The 19,481-nt window shown below is 47.5% G+C and carries 17 protein-coding genes and 5 tRNA genes; all 22 read right to left on the reverse strand.

What is annotated here, in order from left to right; translation table 11 throughout:
• Positions 1-50 precede the first annotated feature (50 nt).
• A complete protein-coding gene (rpoB, locus tag AC3AP5_RS10535; RefSeq protein ID WP_348671533.1) occupies positions 51-4,079 on the reverse strand; it encodes a DNA-directed RNA polymerase subunit beta in 4,029 nt (1,342 codons plus the stop codon).
• Positions 4,080-4,292: 213 nt separating this feature from the next.
• Complete coding sequence (rplL, locus tag AC3AP5_RS10540; RefSeq protein WP_006956848.1) at positions 4,293-4,670, reverse strand: 50S ribosomal protein L7/L12; 378 nt, start codon at positions 4,668-4,670, stop codon at positions 4,293-4,295.
• 53 nt (positions 4,671-4,723) lie between these two features.
• Positions 4,724-5,242 (reverse strand): 50S ribosomal protein L10, encoded by a 519-nt coding sequence (gene rplJ, locus AC3AP5_RS10545; protein ID WP_006956849.1) that lies wholly within the window; start codon positions 5,240-5,242, stop codon positions 4,724-4,726.
• 231 nt (positions 5,243-5,473) lie between these two features.
• The gene (gene rplA / locus AC3AP5_RS10550) at positions 5,474-6,169 is read right to left on the reverse strand and encodes a 50S ribosomal protein L1 (protein WP_006956850.1); all 696 of its coding nucleotides are present in this window, start codon (positions 6,167-6,169) and stop codon (positions 5,474-5,476) included.
• Between the two features lie 3 nt (positions 6,170-6,172).
• A complete protein-coding gene (gene rplK / locus AC3AP5_RS10555; protein ID WP_006956851.1) occupies positions 6,173-6,601 on the reverse strand; it encodes a 50S ribosomal protein L11 in 429 nt (142 codons plus the stop codon).
• Positions 6,602-6,737: 136 nt separating this feature from the next.
• Positions 6,738-7,277: a transcription termination/antitermination protein NusG gene (nusG, locus tag AC3AP5_RS10560; protein WP_286682732.1), complete on the reverse strand. Its 540-nt coding sequence runs from the start codon at positions 7,275-7,277 to the stop codon at positions 6,738-6,740.
• 4 nt (positions 7,278-7,281) lie between these two features.
• Positions 7,282-7,662: a preprotein translocase subunit SecE gene (gene secE, locus AC3AP5_RS10565; protein ID WP_286682733.1), complete on the reverse strand. Its 381-nt coding sequence runs from the start codon at positions 7,660-7,662 to the stop codon at positions 7,282-7,284.
• Positions 7,663-7,720: 58 nt separating this feature from the next.
• Positions 7,721-7,797 (reverse strand) — tRNA-Trp (locus AC3AP5_RS10570).
• A 171-nt stretch (positions 7,798-7,968) separates the two neighbouring features.
• Positions 7,969-9,153 carry an elongation factor Tu gene (gene tuf / locus AC3AP5_RS10575; RefSeq protein WP_006956842.1) on the reverse strand — a complete coding sequence of 395 codons (1,185 nt, stop codon included), beginning with the start codon at positions 9,151-9,153 and terminating at the stop codon, positions 7,969-7,971.
• Positions 9,154-9,239: 86 nt separating this feature from the next.
• A tRNA-Thr gene (locus tag AC3AP5_RS10580) sits at positions 9,240-9,315 on the reverse strand.
• Positions 9,316-9,326: 11 nt separating this feature from the next.
• Positions 9,327-9,401: transfer RNA gene (locus tag AC3AP5_RS10585), tRNA-Gly, on the reverse strand.
• Between the two features lie 35 nt (positions 9,402-9,436).
• A tRNA-Tyr gene (locus AC3AP5_RS10590) sits at positions 9,437-9,521 on the reverse strand.
• A 19-nt stretch (positions 9,522-9,540) separates the two neighbouring features.
• Positions 9,541-9,616, reverse strand: a tRNA-Thr gene (locus tag AC3AP5_RS10595).
• 177 nt (positions 9,617-9,793) lie between these two features.
• Positions 9,794-11,092, reverse strand: a complete 1,299-nt coding sequence (locus tag AC3AP5_RS10600; protein WP_006953796.1) for an adenylosuccinate synthase — start codon at positions 11,090-11,092, stop codon at positions 9,794-9,796.
• 105 nt (positions 11,093-11,197) lie between these two features.
• A complete protein-coding gene (hflC, locus tag AC3AP5_RS10605) occupies positions 11,198-12,091 on the reverse strand; it encodes a protease modulator HflC (protein WP_006953797.1) in 894 nt (297 codons plus the stop codon).
• A gap of 2 nt (positions 12,092-12,093) precedes the next feature.
• Positions 12,094-13,257, reverse strand: coding sequence for an FtsH protease activity modulator HflK (hflK, locus tag AC3AP5_RS10610; RefSeq protein WP_006953798.1), 1,164 nt, complete (start codon positions 13,255-13,257; stop codon positions 12,094-12,096).
• Between the two features lie 30 nt (positions 13,258-13,287).
• Positions 13,288-14,571 (reverse strand): ribosome rescue GTPase HflX, encoded by a 1,284-nt coding sequence (hflX, locus tag AC3AP5_RS10615; protein ID WP_487326681.1) that lies wholly within the window; start codon positions 14,569-14,571, stop codon positions 13,288-13,290.
• A 25-nt stretch (positions 14,572-14,596) separates the two neighbouring features.
• Entirely contained in the window at positions 14,597-14,854 is a 258-nt protein-coding gene (gene hfq / locus AC3AP5_RS10620; protein WP_006953800.1) for an RNA chaperone Hfq, read from the reverse strand.
• A gap of 163 nt (positions 14,855-15,017) precedes the next feature.
• Entirely contained in the window at positions 15,018-15,974 is a 957-nt protein-coding gene (gene miaA, locus AC3AP5_RS10625) for a tRNA (adenosine(37)-N6)-dimethylallyltransferase MiaA (RefSeq protein ID WP_487326682.1), read from the reverse strand.
• Positions 15,964-17,688 (reverse strand): DNA mismatch repair endonuclease MutL, encoded by a 1,725-nt coding sequence (gene mutL / locus AC3AP5_RS10630; RefSeq protein WP_006953802.1) that lies wholly within the window; start codon positions 17,686-17,688, stop codon positions 15,964-15,966. Before mutL ends, miaA begins: the two co-directional genes overlap by 11 nt.
• Positions 17,688-19,013, reverse strand: a complete 1,326-nt coding sequence (locus AC3AP5_RS10635) for an N-acetylmuramoyl-L-alanine amidase (protein ID WP_286682164.1) — start codon at positions 19,011-19,013, stop codon at positions 17,688-17,690. Before AC3AP5_RS10635 ends, mutL begins: the two co-directional genes overlap by 1 nt.
• Complete coding sequence (gene tsaE, locus AC3AP5_RS10640) at positions 19,013-19,474, reverse strand: tRNA (adenosine(37)-N6)-threonylcarbamoyltransferase complex ATPase subunit type 1 TsaE (protein ID WP_487326683.1); 462 nt, start codon at positions 19,472-19,474, stop codon at positions 19,013-19,015. Before tsaE ends, AC3AP5_RS10635 begins: the two co-directional genes overlap by 1 nt.
• Positions 19,475-19,481 lie beyond the last annotated feature (7 nt).

Below are 19,481 nucleotides of genomic sequence, written 5' to 3' on the forward strand. Positions count from 1 at the left end.
CAACCACGGGGAGTGCAAGCACTCCCCAAATTCAATAACAAAAAGCTCGATTAGCCTTCTTCCAACTCGATATTAATACCGAGTGAACGGATTTCCTTCAGCAATACGTTGAAGGATTCAGGCATACCCGCTTCCATCTGCAAGTTGTTATCCACGATGTTCTTGTACATCTTCGTACGACCATTTACGTCGTCCGACTTAACGGTCAACATTTCTTGCAAGGTGTAAGCTGCGCCGTAAGCTTCGAGGGCCCATACTTCCATCTCACCGAAGCGCTGACCACCGAACTGAGCTTTACCACCCAGCGGCTGTTGCGTAACCAAGCTATAAGAACCGGTTGAACGTGCGTGCATCTTATCGTCGACCAAGTGATTCAGTTTCAGCATGTACATGTAACCGACTGTTACATCACGCTCAAAACGTTCGCCTGTACGACCATCAATCAACGGTATCTGACCTGATTCAGGGATGTCCGCTAATTTAAGAAGCGCTTTAATTTCTTCTTCAATCGCACCGTCAAATGCCGGGGTTGCTGTCGGTAGACCTGCACGCAAGTTGCCTGCTAGACGAAGTACTTCGTCATCACTGAACTCAGTTAAGTCTACTTTCTGGCGACCTTCACCCAAGTCATAAACCTGCTGGATAAAGTCACGTAACTCGGCCATTGCGCGTTGCGCTTTTAACATCTTGTCGATCTTGGTACCGATACCACGAGCTGCCATACCTAAATGGGTCTCAAGGATCTGACCAATGTTCATCCGCGATGGTACACCCAACGGGTTTAGTACGATATCGACCGGATTACCCTCTTCATCATGAGGCATATCTTCGTTCGGGATGATAGTCGAGATAACACCTTTGTTACCGTGACGACCCGCTAATTTGTCACCCGGTTGAATGCGACGACGTACAGCGAGGTAGACCTTAACAATCTTAAGGACACCCGGTGCTAAGTCATCACCTTGGGTAATCTTGCGGCGTTTCATCTCAAACTTCTGATCGAAATCTTCACGCGTCTGTTGATATTGCTCAGCGATCTGCTCAAGTTGCTCCTGAGCACTCTCGTCTGCCAGACCTTGTGTTAACCAGTTTGAACGATCCATGCTTGCCAGCTTGGCTTCGTCAAAACCGTTGTTCAATAACAGACTACGTGCGCGGCCATAAATGCCATCTTCGAGGATCTTGAACTCTTCGGTTAAATCTTTCTTAACCTTAGCCAATTGCATCTCTTCGATAGCGACTGCACGTTTATCTTTTTCAACACCGTCGCGGGTGAATACTTGAACGTCTATTACCGTGCCGTTCACACCGTTAGGTACGCGCAGAGAGCTATCTTTAACATCAGACGCTTTCTCACCAAAGATTGCACGCAAAAGTTTTTCTTCTGGCGTTAATTGGGTTTCGCCTTTAGGTGTTACTTTACCTACGAGGATGTCGCCGCCTTTAACTTCAGCACCCACGTAAACAACACCGGCTTCATCCAATTTACCTAACGCAGACTCGCCAACGTTCGGGATATCACTCGTAATTTCTTCCGCACCCAACTTGGTATCACGCGCTACACAGTTCAATTCTTGAATGTGAATCGTGGTCAAACGGTCCTCTTGAGCAACACGCTCAGAAAGAAGAATCGAATCCTCAAAGTTATAACCATTCCATGGCATAAATGCCACGCGAAGGTTTTGACCTAAAGCGAGTTCACCTAAGTCAGTCGATGGGCCGTCTGCTAACACATCACCACGCATTACCGGTTCGCCAAGACGTACCGTTGGCTTTTGGTTAATACATGTGTTCTGGTTCGAGCGCTTGTATTTGGTTAAGTTGTAAATGTCGATACCTGCTTCACCCGGTACCATCTCTTCCTCATTTACCTTAACAACGATACGCGCAGCATCGACGTAATCTACAACACCGCCGCGTTTAGCGACGATAGTAACGCCTGAATCAACCGCAATCGTACGCTCAATGCCGGTACCTACTAACGGCTTATCAGCCCGTAGCGTTGGTACGGCTTGACGTTGCATGTTCGAGCCCATCAAGGCACGGTTAGCATCATCGTGTTCTAAGAACGGGATCATACTTGCCGCAATCGATACGATCTGCTGTGGCGCAACGTCCATGAACTGAACTTGCTCACGGTTCATCAAGGTGAATTCGTTTTTATGACGGCACGGTACGAGATCGTCAACGAGCTCACCTTGGTCGTTCAACGCAACGTTAGCCTGAGCGATTACGTAGTTACCTTCTTCGATTGCAGAGAGGTATTCAACCTCATCGGTCACGACACCGTTTTCAATCCGACGATAAGGCGTCTCTAGGAAGCCATATTCATTAGTGCGTGCGAAGGTCGACAACGAGTTAATCAAACCGATGTTTGGACCTTCAGGCGTTTCGATTGGGCATAGACGACCGTAGTGAGTTGGATGTACGTCACGTACTTCGAAGCCCGCTCGTTCACGCGTCAAACCACCTGGACCTAAAGCAGAAATACGACGCTTGTGCGTTACTTCTGACAATGGGTTGTTCTGGTCCATGAACTGTGACAATTGGCTTGAGCCAAAGAACTCTTTAACCGCAGCACTGATAGGTTTTGCGTTTATCAAATCTTGCGGCATTGTATTGTCAAGATCACCTAATGAAAGACGCTCTTTCACCGCGCGTTCAACACGTACCAAACCAACACGGAATTGGTTTTCTGCCATTTCACCGACTGAACGGATACGGCGGTTACCCAAGTGATCGATATCGTCAACCTCGTCAAGACCGTTACGGATCTCGATGAGCTTTTTCATGACGTCAATAATATCTTCGTTGGTCAGGGTGTTTTTCCCTGATAAGTCTTCGCGACCTAAACGACGATTGAATTTCATTCGACCAACAGTCGATAAGTCGTAACGTTCTTCGCTAAAGAACAGGTTATCGAAGAGTGCTTCGGCAGCTTCTCGCGTGGGCGGCTCACCTGGACGCATCATGCGATAGATTTCGACCAATGCCTCGAGGCGATTGGTGGTTGAATCAACGCGTAATGTTTCGCTCATGTAAGGACCATGATCGAGATCGTTGACGAATAGTGTCTCGATCTTCTTCACGCCCGCTTCGCTTAAATTAGCGATAAGCTCAAGTGTTAATTCATCGTTCGCATTTGCGACAACTTCGCCGGTTTCCTTGCTGACATAGTCTTTGGCAAGCACTTTGCCGACCATGTATTCAACAGGCACTTCTAGCTCTTTCATCTCCGACTTTTCTAATTGACGGATATGACGAGCCGTTACACGACGACCTTTCTCAACAACGATTTCGCCGTTGCTGTCTTTAATATCGAACTTAGCAGTCTCACCACGAAGACGTTCTGGCACCAACTGCATCTTAACTTTGGTTTTCAGAATTTCGAAATACGTCGTCTCGAAGAACATCTCAAGGATTTCTTCGGTGGTGTACTCTAATGCACGCAAGATGATCGACGCAGGTAACTTGCGACGACGGTCAATACGTACGAATACGTTGTCTTTAGGATCGAATTCAAAATCGAGCCAAGAACCACGGTAAGGAATAACACGCGCGTTATACAGGACTTTACCTGACGAGTGTGATTTACCTTTATCATGATCAAAGAACACGCCTGGCGAACGGTGTAACTGAGAGACAATCACACGCTCGGTACCATTGATGACAAAAGTACCGTTTTCTGTCATCAATGGGATCTCGCCCATGTAGACTTCTTGCTCTTTGATGTCCTTAACTGTGCCAGCAGCCGCTTCTTTATCAAACAACACTAAGCGAAGTTTAACGCGCAGCGGTGCAGAGTAAGTGATGCCGCGGATTTGACATTCTTCAACATCGAAAGCCGGCTCACCTAAGTGGTAACTGACGTACTGCAGTTCCGCATTACCGGAATAGCTGGCAATCGGAAAGACCGAACGGAAAGCCGCTTCAAGGCCATTATTAGCCTCTGGATCGACTTCAATAAATTTTTTGAATGAATCAAGCTGCATTGACAGCAAGTAAGGCACTTCTAAGACCTGAGGTCTTTTACCAAAGTCCTTACGAATACGTTTTTTCTCTGAGTAGGAGTACGCCATGGGGTTCCTCAGCTAGCTGATTGATGACCCTAACCAACGAGTGGTTCGATGGTTAAAAACAGATAACAAAAATCTGTCGTTCCCGTTTTATTTTTTCACGCGACTGCAACGAAATACGGGCAAAAATCGTACAAGCGTTAAAGCGCGAAAAGGCTGGTGGTTATTTAACCACCAGCCTATGGCCCTTAGGCCAGATTTCGTGCAACAGTTGAATTACTTAACTTCAACTTCCGCACCAGCTTCTTCAAGCTGCTTCTTCAACTCTTCAGCGTCGTCTTTGCTGATGCCTTCTTTAACAGCAACAGGTGCAGACTCAACCATAGCTTTAGCTTCTTTCAAGCCAAGGCCAGTTGCGCCGCGAACAGCTTTGATAGCTGCAACTTTGTTGCTACCAGCGCCTTTCAAGATAACGTCGAATTCAGTTTGCTCTTCAGCTGCTGCTTCGCCGCCAGCCGCTGGGCCAGCTGCTACTGCTACTGCTGCAGATGCGTCAACGCCGAATTTTTCTTCAGCTGCTTCGATCAACTCTACCAATTCCATTACTGGCATTTCAGCGATCGCGTTTAAGATATCTTCTTTAGTCAGAGCCATTACTCTAAACTCCTGGGTTGATAATTACAAAAAACGGTTTTAAAACCAACGATTTATTTAGCGTCTTTAATTGCTGCCAACGTACGCACGAACTTAGCAGGTACTTCGTTAACTGTTTTAACGAATTTGCTAACCGGTGCTTTGAAGGTGGCGAGCAATTTAGCCAATGCTTCATCACGAGTCGGAAGTGAAGCAACTGCGTCCAATTTTTCAGGACCCATGATGCCGTTACCGATAGATAGAGCCGTTACCTGAAGGTTCTTGTTCTCTTTAGAGAAATCTTTGAACAAACGAGCAGATGCGCCCGGTGCGTCCAAAGAGAATCCATAAACAAGAGGTCCTTTAAGCGCTTCGCTCATATCCTCAAACTGCGTGCCCTCAAAGGCGCGTTTTGCAAGTGTGTTACGTACTACTTTAAGGAACACACCTTGCTCACGTGCTTTTTTGCGCAACGCGGTCATGTCGGCTACTTCGATGCCTCGATATTCAGCAACGGTGACGGCTAGCGCATTTGAAGCGACGTCGTTAACTTCTTTAACGATTGCTTTCTTTCCGGCTAAACCAATTGCCACTGATATCACCTCGTTTTCTTTTGGAGCCTAAGCCCCTCGTTACAATTAGGTGAGCCTAAACTCACCACGTTGTCACGGTGATTCTCTACCCAGAGAGCCTGAGTCGGATATCACCATCTGCGTAGGACATTAAGTGCCGCAATATTCCTGCGGTACACCTACGGTCTTGGATGGGAGCTATGCTTCATGCCTTTTGAGCAATCCACCGCAGCTCCAACCCACAAACCTTTATTAACCAGCGCTGACAGTACCCTGGTCAATCGCAACACCAGCACCCATCGTAGTCGAAAGGCTGATGCGCTTGATGTATACGCCTTTAGCAGAAGAAGGCTTAGCTTTCTTCAGCGCGGCTAACAACGATTCTAAGTTTTCTTTCAACTTGTCGTTGTCAAAATCTACACGACCGATCGTCGCGTGGATGATGCCGTTTTTATCGTTACGGTAGCGAACCTGACCTGCTTTAGCATTTTTAACAGCCGTTGCAACGTCTGGCGTTACAGTACCGGTTTTAGGGTTAGGCATCAGGCCACGTGGACCCAAGATTTGGCCTAACTGACCAACAACGCGCATTGCATCAGGAGAAGCAACAACTACGTCGAAGTTCATTTCACCTTTCTTAACTTGCTCAGCTAAGTCTTCCATACCAACGATGTCGGCACCGGCTTCTTTCGCTTTATCAGCGTTAGCGCCTGAAGTGAAAACAGCAACGCGAACGTCACGACCTGTACCATTTGGCAATACAGTTGCGCCACGAACGTTTTGGTCCGATTTACGTGCATCAATGCCTAGGTTAACAGACACGTCAACACTCTCGGTAAACTTAGCGGTCGCCAATTCTTTTAACAACGTGATAGCTTCGTTTACATCGTAGTCACGGGCTTCTACTTTCTCGCGGATCATGCGAGCGCGCTTAGTTAATTTAGCCATGTCTTAGCCCTCCACGTTCAAGCCCATCGCACGAGCAGAGCCGGCGATAGTGCGTACAGCTGCGTCTAAATCAGCAGCAGTTAAGTCTGGTTCTTTAGTTTTCGCGATTTCTTCTAACTGCTCGCGAGTTACCGTACCCACTTTTTCAGTGTTAGGACGGCCAGAACCACTCTTGATGCCAGCTGCTTTCTTAAGCAAGAAAGATGCTGGTGGAGTTTTCGTGATGAACGTGAAAGAACGGTCTTCAAACACAGTAATTTCAACTGGAACAGGCGCACCTTTTTCCAAGTTGTCAGTCTGTGCGTTGAACGCCTTACAGAATTCCATGATGTTCACACCATGCTGACCCAATGCAGGACCAACCGGTGGTGACGGGTTAGCTGAACCAGCAGCTACCTGTAATTTAATAATGGCTGATACTTTTTTCGCCATGATAGTTACCTCTGTTGTGGGTTTAACGCCTCGTAACGTTGCAGAGTCACGTTACTCAATCGGCTCCCCGTTAAAAAAGGACGCGAATTATAAGACAATTCGCGTACTCGATCAATGATAATTGCTGATTTTTTGATCAGGATTTTTCGATTTGGCTGAACTCTAGCTCTACTGGTGTCGCGCGACCAAAGATTGAAACTGAAACAGTCAAACGACTCTTCTCATAATCAACTTCTTCGACCGTACCATTGAAATCAGCAAATGGACCGTCATTAACGCGCACCACTTCGCCAGGTTCGAATAGTGTTTTCGGTTTGGGCTTATCTTGCGAATCTTGCAGTCTATCAAGAATAGCATCCGCTTCTTTCTTTGAAATCGGTGTAGGGCGATCGCTGCTACCACCGATAAAGCCTAATACACGGGGTACACTTTTAATCAAATGCCATGTTTCATCATCCATGATCATTTCAACTAAAACGTAACCTGGAAAAAATTTACGCTCGCTTTTACGACGCTTTCCACCGCGCATCTCAACGACTTCTTCTTTAGGCACTAAGATTTCGCCGAACTTGTCTTCCATGCCATGCATCTTAACGTGTTCTTTAAGCGATTCAGCTACACGAGCCTCGAAGCCGGAAAATGCTTGTACAACGTACCAACGTTTTTTATCGCTCATGCCCTTATATCTCCAAACCGGTGATGAAGCCTACTAGTCTAACAAGAATTCCATCTAGACCCCAAAGGACTAATGCAACGATAACTGTTGCTACAACTACGATTAAGGTAGTTTGCGTGGCTTCTTGACGCGATGGCCAAACCACTTTGCGCACTTCTGTACGACTCTCTTTGGCGAACGATAAAAATTTCTTACCTTTAGCAGTCGCTGCGGCAGTAAAGCCTGCGAGGCCAACCAGTACTACCACGGCAACCGCGCGGTACAGTACGGATACTTCTTCAGTGTAATAATGGTTACCAATAACGGCTGCTGCTAACAACAAAACCGTAACTATCCACTTTACACTATCGAATGAACTGCTTTGCGTATCTTTGTTTGCGCTCATTTTTAATTCCCAATTTGCGATTGGCCATTTCGCTCTTACGAAACTCTTTGAATTCGTTTGGCAGGGGTGGAGGGATTCGAACCCCCAACCGTCGGTTTTGGAGACCGCTGTTCTACCAATTGGAACTACACCCCTTGATTCCTGGCGAGACTGACTCGATACAGGATCGGACGCGGTATTATACCTAAGACTGTGCTCGGCGCAAGCTCAGCGTCGCCGGTTTTATCATAGATATGCAACAAAAAACCCGGCCGAAGCCGGGTTTTGGACTCTCTGTCGCTTACGCCTTAGGCGCAAGTTACATTATTAGTCGATGATCTTAGATACAACGCCTGCACCTACAGTACGACCACCTTCACGGATTGCGAAACGCAAGCCTTCGTCCATTGCGATTGGAGCAATTAGCTCTACAACGAACTTCAAGTTGTCGCCTGGCATGACCATTTCTACGCCTTCTGGCAATTCTACTGCGCCCGTTACGTCTGTTGTACGGAAGTAGAACTGTGGACGATAGCCTTTGAAGAATGGCGTGTGACGGCCACCTTCGTCTTTGCTCAGTACGTATACTTCGGCTTCGAACTTGGTGTGCGGAGTGATTGTACCTGGCTTCGCCAATACTTGACCACGCTCTACTTCGTCACGCTTAGTACCACGTAACAACGCACCGATGTTCTCGCCTGCACGACCTTCGTCTAGCAACTTACGGAACATCTCTACACCTGTAACTGTGGTCTTCATGGTATCTTTCATACCAACGATTTCACACTCGTCACCTGTCTTAACGATACCGCGCTCTACACGACCTGTTACTACCGTACCACGACCAGAAATCGAGAATACGTCTTCGATTGGCATGATGAACGGCTTGTCGATATCACGCTCTGGCTCTGGGATGTAGCTGTCTAGTGCGTCAGCCAATTCAACGATTTTCTTCGCCCACTCTTCGTCGCCTTCCAGCGCTTTAAGTGCTGAACCTTGGATGACTGGCAAGTCGTCGCCTGGGAATTCGTATTCTGATAACAGTTCACGAACTTCCATTTCTACCAATTCCAACAACTCTTCATCGTCTACCATGTCACATTTGTTCATGAATACAACGATGTAAGGTACGCCTACCTGACGTGACAACAAGATGTGCTCACGTGTTTGTGGCATTGGGCCGTCTGTAGCTGCTACTACCAAGATCGCGCCGTCCATCTGAGCGGCACCAGTGATCATGTTTTTAACGTAGTCAGCGTGTCCAGGACAGTCTACGTGCGCGTAGTGACGAGTTGGCGTGTCATACTCAACGTGTGAAGTTGAGATGGTGATACCACGCTCTTTCTCTTCTGGCGCGTTATCGATGGCTGCGAAGTCTTTCGCCGCACCACCATAGACTTTAGCCAGAACTGTCGTAATAGCAGCGGTTAAGGTAGTTTTACCGTGGTCAACGTGACCGATGGTGCCGACGTTTACGTGCGGCTTCGAACGTTCAAATTTTTCTTTAGACATTGCAGCCTCTCTAACAAAATTCTGTTGGGTGTACCTAGCAACAAAGTTGCATACCGGAAACGGTTAGAGAGTAGCCTATGATGACGTGGTGCTGATAGGCGGATTTGAACCGCCGACCTCACCCTTACCAAGGGTGCGCTCTACCAACTGAGCTATATCAGCACTGGATTGTTTGGAGCGGGTGGCGGGAATCGAACCCGCGTCATCAGCTTGGAAGGCTGAGGTAATAGCCACTATACGACACCCGCTGAAACATTGGGCCACCTCAAAACCAAGAATTGCGTGGTGGAGGGGGCAGGATTCGAACCTGCGAAGGCTGAGCCGTCAGATTTACAGTCTGATCCCTTTGACCGCTCGGGAACCCCTCCCAAAAAGTGCAATTTGAATTGGTGCCGGCAGAGAGAGTCGAACTCCCGACCTACTGATTACAAGTCAGTTGCTCTACCAGCTGAGCTATGCCGGCACCCCGGTTAGGTGGAGCGCATTCTATGGTACTAAATTTGATAGTGCAATAGCTTTGCGCGATTTTTTTTAAGTTTTTGATGCGATTGGTTAGTTTTTACCTGATTCGGCGATTTTGTAACCAGAATTTAAGAGATTTTGCCTTGTTTCAGTCATTACTGCAACAAGGCAAATCAATTTATTTTGCGAACGGATGACGCAAAATAATCGTTTCTTTACGGTCGGGACCGGTTGAAATAATATCAACGGGCACTCCCGTTAGTGCCTCAATACGTGAAATATACGCAAGCGCTTGCGGCGGCAACTGATTATGTTCAGTAACGCCGACCGTGCTTTCCTGCCAGCCAGGCAATGTTTCATAGACCGGCTCTACCGCTTCATAGTCCTCGGCAGCCATTGGTGGGTATTCACTAATGGTCCCATCGGGTAGTTTGTAGCTGGTACAAATTTTTAATTCATCCAAACCATCTAACACGTCGAGTTTAGTTAGGCAGAATCCACTCACTGAATTGATTTGTACTGCGCGACGCATCGCGACCGCATCTAACCAGCCAGTACGACGCTTACGACCTGTCGTTGCACCAAACTCATGACCTTTAACGCCAAGATGTTGTCCCACGTCACAATCTAATTCAGTTGGAAATGGCCCACTACCTACACGTGTCGTATAGGCTTTAACAATACCCAGTACGTAGTCAATGTATCGAGGACCAAAGCCAGCGCCTGTCGCAACACCACCCGCTGTCGTGTTGGATGATGTCACGTAAGGGTAAGTACCGTGATCAATATCAAGAAGGGTGCCTTGAGCGCCCTCGAACATAATTTCTTCACCGCTCTTACGCGCTTTATCAAGCAATGCCGGTACGTCGGCAACCATCGGTTTTAACAGCTCGGCAAATTCTCTGCATTGCTTTAATACTGCATCAAAATCAATCGCAGGTTCATCGTAAAGTTTGGTGAGTGCAAAATTGTGGAAATCGGTTAATTCTTTAAGCTTGTCTTCTAAACGCGCAGCATTAAATAGGTCACCCACGCGCAAACCTCTACGAGCGACTTTGTCCTCATACGCGGGACCGATACCACGACCTGTGGTACCTATCGCTTCCTTACCTAGCGCACGCTCACGCGCTTGGTCTAAAGCGATGTGGAAAGGCAAGATTAATGGGCACGCCTCACTGATACGCAGACGTTCTTTTACTGGCACATTCCGCGCCTCTAACATCTCCATTTCTTCCATTAAGGCTTCAGGCGAAAGTACCACACCATTACCAATCACACATTGTACGTTGGTGCGTAGTATGCCCGACGGAATTAAGTGAAGTACGGTTTTTTCACCATCAATAACCAATGTATGACCGGCATTGTGACCCCCCTGATAACGCACCACGAGCGATGCTTTATCTGTCAGTAGATCAACAATTTTACCTTTACCCTCGTCACCCCATTGGGTGCCTAGAATCACGACGTTTTGACTCATGTTTGCCCCGCTTAAAAAAAATCGACGTAATTTTACCCTGTTGCGTTCGGTTTGTATATGGACATAAAAAAGCCCGCGATGACGCGGGCTTCAATTTGTTTGAGCTTACTCTTTCGGCTCGCCTTGAAGATCCTGAAGGTAGCGGAAGAAATCACTCTCCGCATCAAGCACCAGTACATCCGATCCCGAACTGAACGATTCACTGTATGCTTGCATGCTACGAATGAATGCAAAGAACTCTGGATCTTGTTGATAAGAGTCCGCATAAATCTTCGCAGCTTGCGCATCACCTTCACCTCTTAGTTGGCGAGATTGACGCTTAGCATCCGCTAACATAACGGTTACGCGTGCATCCACATCAGCACGGATAATTTCCGCCTGCTCGCGACCCTCTGAACGGTGCTCAGTCGCAACAGCTTGACGCTCAGCGCGCATCCGCTGGTAAATAGACTGACTTACTTCATCTGGTAAGTTAATCTGCATCACTCGTACATCGACGACTTCGACACCTAAGTCAGACGCACTCTCAGCACCTTTAATGAGGGCTTCACGCATCAACTCGTCACGCTCACCAGACACGATATCGGAAATGGTGCGGCTACCAAATTCACTACGTAAGCCACTGTTAATCCGTCGAGTCAGCAAGGCCTCAGCCTGCATCTTATTACCACCATTGGTACTCAAGTAGAAAGTAGAAAAGTCATTGATGCGCCACATTACGTACGTATCAACGATCAAATCCTTTTTCTCACTGGTAACAAAACGGTCTGGATCACCATCAAGCGTTTGTAAGCGAGCATCTAAGCGTTTTACTTGCTCGATAAATGGTATTTTAAAGTGCAAGCCAGGTTCAAAAACCATCGCCTCGCCAGTCTCGGCATTACGCTCAACCTTACCAAATTGAATAAGAATGGCACGCTCACCCTCTTTAACAACATAAAGAGACGACAAACCCAAAGCGACGAGTACTACTACAATAATTGCGATTAAATTTTTCATAATTATCGACCCCCGCCACGCGTATTTGTACGACCCGAATCAGTCGAATTGCTCGAGCCATTTGCGCTGTTGCGCGATTGATTCATGTTTGAGTCGGTTGGTACACGCAAAGGCGATAGGTCATTGACCTTTCTTCCTTGCTTTTCAAGAATCTTGTCGAGCGGTAGGTACATCATGTTATTGCTACCCTCAACATCGACCAACACTTTCGGTGTTTTTGCGTAGAGGTCTTGCAAGGTATCTAAGTAGATACGCTCACGCGTTACCTGCGGCGCGTTTTCGTACTGCGGTAACAGTTCGTTAAAGCGAGCCACTTCACCTTGAGCCTCTAGGATGATCTGCTCTTTATACGCTTGCGCTTCTTGCAGCATACGACGTACTTGGCCACGTGCCAAAGGCTCGACTTCACGTGCATACGCTTCCGCTTCACGGATAAAGCGTTCTTCGTCCTCTTGCGCAGCGATTGCGTCATCAAATGCTTCTTTAACCTCTTCTGGCGGACGCGCTGGGAGCAGGTTAATATCTACGATTTGCAGACCCATTGAATACGGGTCGATGGTACGTTCAAGTAAGTCAAGCGTACGCGCACGAACATCCTCACGACCGCGTGTTAGGACTTCATCCATGGTCGTGTGACCCACCACGTAACGTAACGCACTATCCGTCGCGCGTGACAATACTTGGTCTGCGTTATCGACGTTGAACAAGTAGTTGCGCGGATCGACGACACGATACTGCACATCGAGTTGTACCACTACGACGTTTTCGTCTTGGGTCAACATAAAGCCTTCGGTGCTATCAGAGCGAATGTTGTTAACGTCCACATGCTCGACTGTATCAACGAACACAGGGCGCCAATGCAGACCCGACTCGACAAGCGTGTGGAAATTACCAAAGCGCAGCACCACGCCCCGGTCAGCTTCTTTTACCGTGTAAAAACCTGCGATAAACCAGATGATGACAGCGAGTACTGCGATAATGCCGATGCCCTTCGCCGGGATGCCCGACTTGCCACCACCACTGCCTTTATTTCCACCAAGACCTAACTTGGCAAAAAATTTTCGCAGCGCCTCATCAAGATCTGGGGGTCCCTGATCGTTCCCCCCTTGGTTTTTCCATGGGTCGCGGTCTTTGTTACCGCCATTCCCCGGTTGGTTCCATGCCATGGATGACTCCGTTAAAGTTAAAAAAATCGTTTACTGAATATAGTTATCGAGTCGATTGTCGTATTCTTTCTGTAATTTATTCCAATCAACTATCGACATTTTAATGTCGAGCTCTAATTCGCCTTGTTCATCTATTCGTTCTGCCGAAACGCTATTGAGTTGATACAGCGTACCACGCAGTTTACCCATAGATGGTGGCAATTTTAAGCTTAAATTGACCATTTGCGGTCCGAGTCGCTCTTTCAGAGCCTCGAAAATAAGCTCGGTGCCGATATTGTCTTGCGCTGAAACCCAGACTCTAACGGGCTTCCCTTCATCGTCTCTATCAATACGCGGCGCAGAGTCCTCCAGTTTATCAATTTTGTTGCAAATCATTAACTGCGGTACTTCACCTGCACCAATTTCACCCAGCACTTCACTCACTTGTTCAATATTGCTTTGTTGATGCTCATCGGCGACATCAACAACGTGCAACAGAATATCCGCTTCCTGCGTTTCTTGTAGCGTTGCCTTAAACGCAGCGACTAAGTCGTGCGGTAAATGGCGAATAAAGCCCACAGTGTCAGCAAGAATAATGCGCCCAACATCTTCTACTTCGAGCTTTCGTAACGTTGGATCGAGTGTGGCGAAGAGCTGATCCGCAGCATACACCCCCGACTCTGTCATGGTATTGAACAAGGTCGACTTACCTGCGTTAGTATAGCCAACAAGACTCACGGTTGGAATTTCTGCTCGTTGGCGCGCACGACGCCCCTGCTCTCGCTGCTTTTGTACCTTCTCTAGACGGCGCAAAATATTTTTAATACGCCCCCGGATGAGTCTTCGGTCAGTTTCTAGCTGCGTTTCACCGGGCCCTCTTAGCCCAATGCCACCTTTTTGTCTTTCTAAGTGTGTCCAACCACGTACTAGGCGAGTGGATATATGGCGCAGTTGCGCTAATTCAACCTGCAACTTACCTTCGTGAGTCCGCGCGCGTTGCGCAAAAATATCGAGTATTAAGCCGGTACGGTCTAAGACTCGACACTTACAAATTTTTTCGAGGTTTCGCTCTTGAGTGGGTGATAACGCGTGATTAAAAATGACAATATTGGCGTCCAACGCCTGCACCTGCTCAGCAATTTCTTCTGCTTTACCACTTCCCACGAAGTACTTAGGACTAGGCGCACTGCGAGAGGCCGTCACCACTCCAAGCGGTTCGACACCTGCTGAGCTAGCTAAAAGATGAAGTTCAGAGAGGTCTTCTCTATCGACTTCGGCGGGCAAGTCCATATGGACCAATACGGCATAATCGCCACCTTCATATCTGTCGAACAACGTTTCTAGACCTCCTCAATATTGCTTATTCTTCAATGTCACCTTGGTTGTGCACACCTTGCTGAGGCAAATAGTTTTGCGGAATACGAGCAGGCACAACGGTTGATATTGCATGCTTATAAACCATTTGGCTCACCGTGTTTTTTAATAACACAACAAACTGATCAAACGACTCAATCTGACCTTGCAACTTGATTCCGTTTACAAGGTAAATTGAGACGGGTACTCTCTCGCGACGTAACGCGTTTAAAAACGGATCTTGAAGCGTTTGCCCTTTCGCCATGGCGGATTCCTTTTTTTGTTATTAATATCCAAGTCAATGGGGTGGCCAGTTAAATGGTAGAACCTATTAATCACCCTAGACCAACGGTAAAATTTTGCAACTTAAACATGCCATAACATACGCTGCATTCCCAGTCTTTGATCTTAGGGCGAATCTTTATTTTTCAATCTTTTACCGAAAACTTTTCGGTTGGCTGTTGCAACCGCGATCGAACCTGATCGAGTTTATCATGGGCGAAAGTATCCAGCCAGTGCACATCTGGCCAACCGCGTAGCCACGTTAACTGCCGCTTTGCAAGCTGTCGTGTCGCAATAATCCCGCGCTCTTTCATCGCTTGATAAGTCAATTCACCCGTTAAATAGTGCCACATTTGACGGTAACCCACACTGCGGATAGCGGGTAAATCCGGATGTAAGTCGTTACGCTTGAACAGCGCTTCTACTTCTTGCTGAAAGCCCTCCGCTAGCATTTGATCAAAACGCTGAGCAATGCGCTCGTGTAATAGTGCGCGCTGCTGTGGCGCAACCGCAAATTGGTAAATAGGATAATTTAAGGCACCTTGCCGTTGTTGAACTAGCTGCGTCATTGGTTTGCCAGACAACTGATAGACCTCTAAAGCACGCAATGTACGTTGCGGGTCATTGGGATGAATTCTCGCAGCCGCCTCAGGATCGACTTCGGCTAACCTTTGATGAAGTGTCGATAAACCATGCGTATCGAGTTCAGACTGCAGTTGCTGGCGAACATTGGCATCGGATTCTGGCAAAGCCGACATGCCTTCCAACAGCGCTTTAAAATAAAGCATCGTGCCACCGACCAAAATAGGAGTGTGACCGCGTGCTAGAATCTTTTCGATTAAGCTCGTCGCATCTCGCTGGAACTCCGACGCTGAATAAGTTTCTGCGGGATCACAAATATCAAGCAAATGATGTGGGATACCTTGCCTCTCGGCGAGACTGGGCTTTGCTGTGCCAATATCCATCCCGCGATAAATCAACGCTGAATCGACTGAAATAATCTCGCCGTCGAGTTGCTTTGCAAGTTCAATGGATAAGGCCGTCTTACCCGCGGCGGTTGGTCCGTATATGCATATCACGGCTGGCGAGGTATTAAGTTTCATTGACTTCTGGCACCTTAATTTGTTGAAGCAATGTCGATGTGCTGTCTAACTGAGTCTGCCACTGCTGACACCAGTAATCCGCTTGTGACTTTGACAACATCGTGTCGACTGCAGCGTCAGCAAGAAACTCGATAATCGCCTGGTCGCTGAGTTTGCACTGTTCGAGTAACGACAGTACGCTGCTTGCAATATGCTTGCGTCGTAACATGGAGGGCACCTGAGTTACGATAAACGACGCGCCTTGCCAGTAGAAACTAACACCTGATTGAGCAAGTTCAGAACTGTACTGTGAGACCTGCTTTTTAGTCCACTCTGTTTCCGATAAGTTGATTTTTTGCTCGACAAGCAGCGGTTGCCCAGCCATGCCCTGCTGATATTGTTGCTTTATCTGTGGCTCGAGTAATCTTCTTTGAACATTAACTAAATCTAGCCAGGCTGGCTGTTCGTCGCGCCTAATGAGCGCAAAACGCCCATGGAATACATCAACAATTCGCCACTGTCGAGCGTCGACCGTAAGCTCCACCGCATTGGGTAGTATCGACGCGCCTAATCTTGACCGGTTCGCCGTATTGGATTGAGCGTGGGCACTATAGTCTCGAACAGATGGATTTGACGTTACGTGCTTTTTTGAACCACCCGTTTGGTATAAATGGCGCGGTTGCTGAGTTGCGTCTTCCACACGGTCCGACGCGCTATTCGTATCCTCTTGATGTTGGCCCAGTAATAATTGTTTGACGGTATTGAGAACGAAGTCATGCACTTGCCGTTGCTGATGAAAGCGAACCTCGTGTTTGGCGGGATGCACATTCACATCGACTTGATCCGCCGGTACCGTCAGATAAATTGCAAATGTGGGTACCCGCTCCGCCGTTAAAAACGAATCATAAGCTTGACGAATCGCATGATTGATAAGCTTATCTTTCATCATCCGCCCGTTTACAAAGCTGTACTGTACGTCGCCTTGATGTCGGCATTGTTCGGGCGCCGCAAGCCAACCCTCGATATGTATATCATGTGCGTGCTGTTGAAAGTACAACGCATCTTGAGCAAAGCCTGAGCCACAGACTTTTGCTAATCGGCGTCGCCAATGCAGTTGATCATGTTCGCTAACCGCAGGATAGTATCGGACACGTTTGCCATTGTGATTGAGAGTAATATCAATATCCCAACGGCTCAATGCGATACGCTTAATGACTTCATCAATATGGCCAAATTCAGTTTTATCTGTACGCAAGAACTTTCGTCGAGCCGGTGTGTTGTAAAAGACATCTTGGATATCGACGGTCGTACCATCAGGGTGTGACGCAGGTTCGATGCGTACCTGCATATCTTTGCCTTCCGACCAGGCTTGCCACGCCGCCGACTGTTCGGCCGGTTTGGATACCAAGCGCAGCCGCGATACCGAGCTAATACTCGCCAACGCTTCACCGCGAAAACCTAAACTCGTAATCGCTTCTAAGTCATCAATGTCAGCTATTTTACTGGTGGCATGCCGACTGAGCGCAAGCGCTAACTCGTCACGCGGAATGCCGACACCATTATCTCTTATACGAATGCGCTTAGCGCCACCTGACTCAATATCAATGACTAATTCTGACGCCTTTGCATCGAGCGCGTTTTCAACCAGTTCTTTGACGATTGAAGCAGGACGCTCAACCACTTCACCTGCAGCAATTTGGTTGGCTAGTTCAACCGGTAATTGTTTAATTGGCATTAGTCTCTCGGAATCGTCAGCTTCTGCCCAATTCTAACCACGTCACTTCGCAACTGGTTTTCACGCTTGATAGCTTTAACCGTTGTTCCATAACGTTCAGCAATTTCAGATAGGGAGTCACCCGATTTCACGGTGTACTCCATCGATGCTTGCTGAGCCAACAACGTGTTTTCGATTGGGTTATTGATAAAGTAACGTCTAATGCCGTTATAAATTGCACGAGCTAGCTTTTGTTGATGAGCGTTGCTCAGTAGTAACCTTTCTTCACTTGGATTAGAAATGAACCCTGTCTCGACCAAGATGGAAGGTTTATCCGGCGACTTAAGTACTGCAAGGCTAGCGGCTTGAGGGGCTGTTTTGTGCATTTTTGTTACACTACCCATTTCATCAATAATATGGCGAGCCGCACTGTAGGCTCCGGCAATCGACCGGTCCATTGACATATCGAGTAACGTTTGTGCCAAAAAAGGCTCGTGGCTATTACTTTGAATGATGGCCTCAGCGCCGCCGAGCAATTCAGACTGACGTTCTCGCGACTCGAGCCAACGACCGATTTCTGAGTCTGCGCGACGTTTCGATAGCACCCAAACAGAGCCGCCTCTGGGTTGAGGTGTTCGAAACGCATCTGCATGCACCGATACAAAGAAATCCGCTTTTGCATCCCACGCTTTTTGGGGCCTATCGTTTAAACCTAAATAATAGTCCCCCGTTCGCACTAAATAGGCCTGCATACTCGGATCGTCATTAATCATTTTTGCAAGTGCTCGGGCAATTTTTAGCACTACGGTCTTCTCGTAGGTTCCGCTAGGTCCAATAGAGCCGGGATCATCGCCGCCATGTCCAGCATCGACGGCAATCGTAATTTTACGATCTTTAAGTTCCTCAATCGACTTAGCAGGGCCACTGCGCTCTATCGATTTACCTTTAATATCAACCACCAGACGATCGTTATAGCGGTCGTTAGCCGGCAACGGAAAAACCTCAAACTCTGCTTGCTTATTCAGTTCAATGACGATGCGCGTTGACTGCGAGTTTTTAGGGCTACTTGTGCGTACTTTGTCTACCAACAGTGATTCGTTGGCTAAGTTTTCTAACTCAGCATTGAGCTGAGTCGCGTTGAAATCGATCACAATTCGATAAGGTGTGCCCTGGTACAACTTAAAGTAGCTATAATCCGGCGCTTGGCTTAAATCAAATACAATGCGCGTCTTATCCGGAGACGGCCAGACACGGACACTCTCAATTGCATTCTGACTCGCCCAGACCGGGGTTATTAGGCAAAAAAGTAAGACAGCAGTGATCGAACGATATAGCGTTTTTATCATTATTTTAGTTGCTTAACAATGTGTTCACCGATAGGCGTACGAGCAATACATTCAAGCTGGCGGCCCTCGTTTTCATAAGCTACATTAATCACAATATCGGCTTTCGGCAACCATCCCTCGCCACGTTCTGGCCATTCGATAAGACTCATGCTTCGTTGTGAGAAATAATCGCGAATGCCCATAAACTCGAGTTCTTCTGGATCAGCGAGTCGATATAAATCAAAATGATATACCGCAATGTCTCCCAGATCGTAAGGCTCTACCAGTGTGTAAGTCGGGCTTTTCACAGCGCCTGCATGTCCTAATGCTTGAATAAATCCTCGACTCAACGCCGTTTTACCCGCGCCAAGAGGACCATTTAAGTAAATAACCAAAGGCGCTTTCGCGAACTGTGCTAGACGTTTAGCCCACGTTTGCGTAGCGGCTTCATCAGCTAAGTATTGTGTTAATGTTTGATTCATGGTCTAC

This window comes from Idiomarina sp. D18 (assembly GCF_057748155.1).

What these genes read in the sequence shown, in the direction of transcription:
- rpoB (WP_348671533.1), bottom strand. Translation starts at nt 4,079, where the DNA reads ATGGCGTACTCCTACTCAGAGAAAAAACGTATTCGTAAGGACTTTGGT.
- rplL (WP_006956848.1), bottom strand. Translation starts at nt 4,670, where the DNA reads ATGGCTCTGACTAAAGAAGATATCTTAAACGCGATCGCTGAAATGCCA.
- rplA (WP_006956850.1), bottom strand. Translation starts at nt 6,169, where the DNA reads ATGGCTAAATTAACTAAGCGCGCTCGCATGATCCGCGAGAAAGTAGAA.
- rplK (WP_006956851.1), bottom strand. Translation starts at nt 6,601, where the DNA reads ATGGCGAAAAAAGTATCAGCCATTATTAAATTACAGGTAGCTGCTGGT.
- nusG (WP_286682732.1), bottom strand. Translation starts at nt 7,277, where the DNA reads ATGAGCGATAAAAAACGTTGGTACGTTGTACAAGCATTTTCCGGCTTC.
- secE (WP_286682733.1), bottom strand. Translation starts at nt 7,662, where the DNA reads ATGAGCGCAAACAAAGATACGCAAAGCAGTTCATTCGATAGTGTAAAG.
- tuf (WP_006956842.1), bottom strand. Translation starts at nt 9,153, where the DNA reads ATGTCTAAAGAAAAATTTGAACGTTCGAAGCCGCACGTAAACGTCGGC.
- AC3AP5_RS10600 (WP_006953796.1), bottom strand. Translation starts at nt 11,092, where the DNA reads ATGAGTCAAAACGTCGTGATTCTAGGCACCCAATGGGGTGACGAGGGT.
- hflC (WP_006953797.1), bottom strand. Translation starts at nt 12,091, where the DNA reads ATGAAAAATTTAATCGCAATTATTGTAGTAGTACTCGTCGCTTTGGGT.
- hflK (WP_006953798.1), bottom strand. Translation starts at nt 13,257, where the DNA reads ATGGCATGGAACCAACCGGGGAATGGCGGTAACAAAGACCGCGACCCA.
- hfq (WP_006953800.1), bottom strand. Translation starts at nt 14,854, where the DNA reads ATGGCGAAAGGGCAAACGCTTCAAGATCCGTTTTTAAACGCGTTACGT.
- miaA (WP_487326682.1), bottom strand. Translation starts at nt 15,974, where the DNA reads ATGAAACTTAATACCTCGCCAGCCGTGATATGCATATACGGACCAACC.
- mutL (WP_006953802.1), bottom strand. Translation starts at nt 17,688, where the DNA reads ATGCCAATTAAACAATTACCGGTTGAACTAGCCAACCAAATTGCTGCA.
- AC3AP5_RS10635 (WP_286682164.1), bottom strand. Translation starts at nt 19,013, where the DNA reads ATGATAAAAACGCTATATCGTTCGATCACTGCTGTCTTACTTTTTTGC.
- tsaE (WP_487326683.1), bottom strand. Translation starts at nt 19,474, where the DNA reads ATGAATCAAACATTAACACAATACTTAGCTGATGAAGCCGCTACGCAA.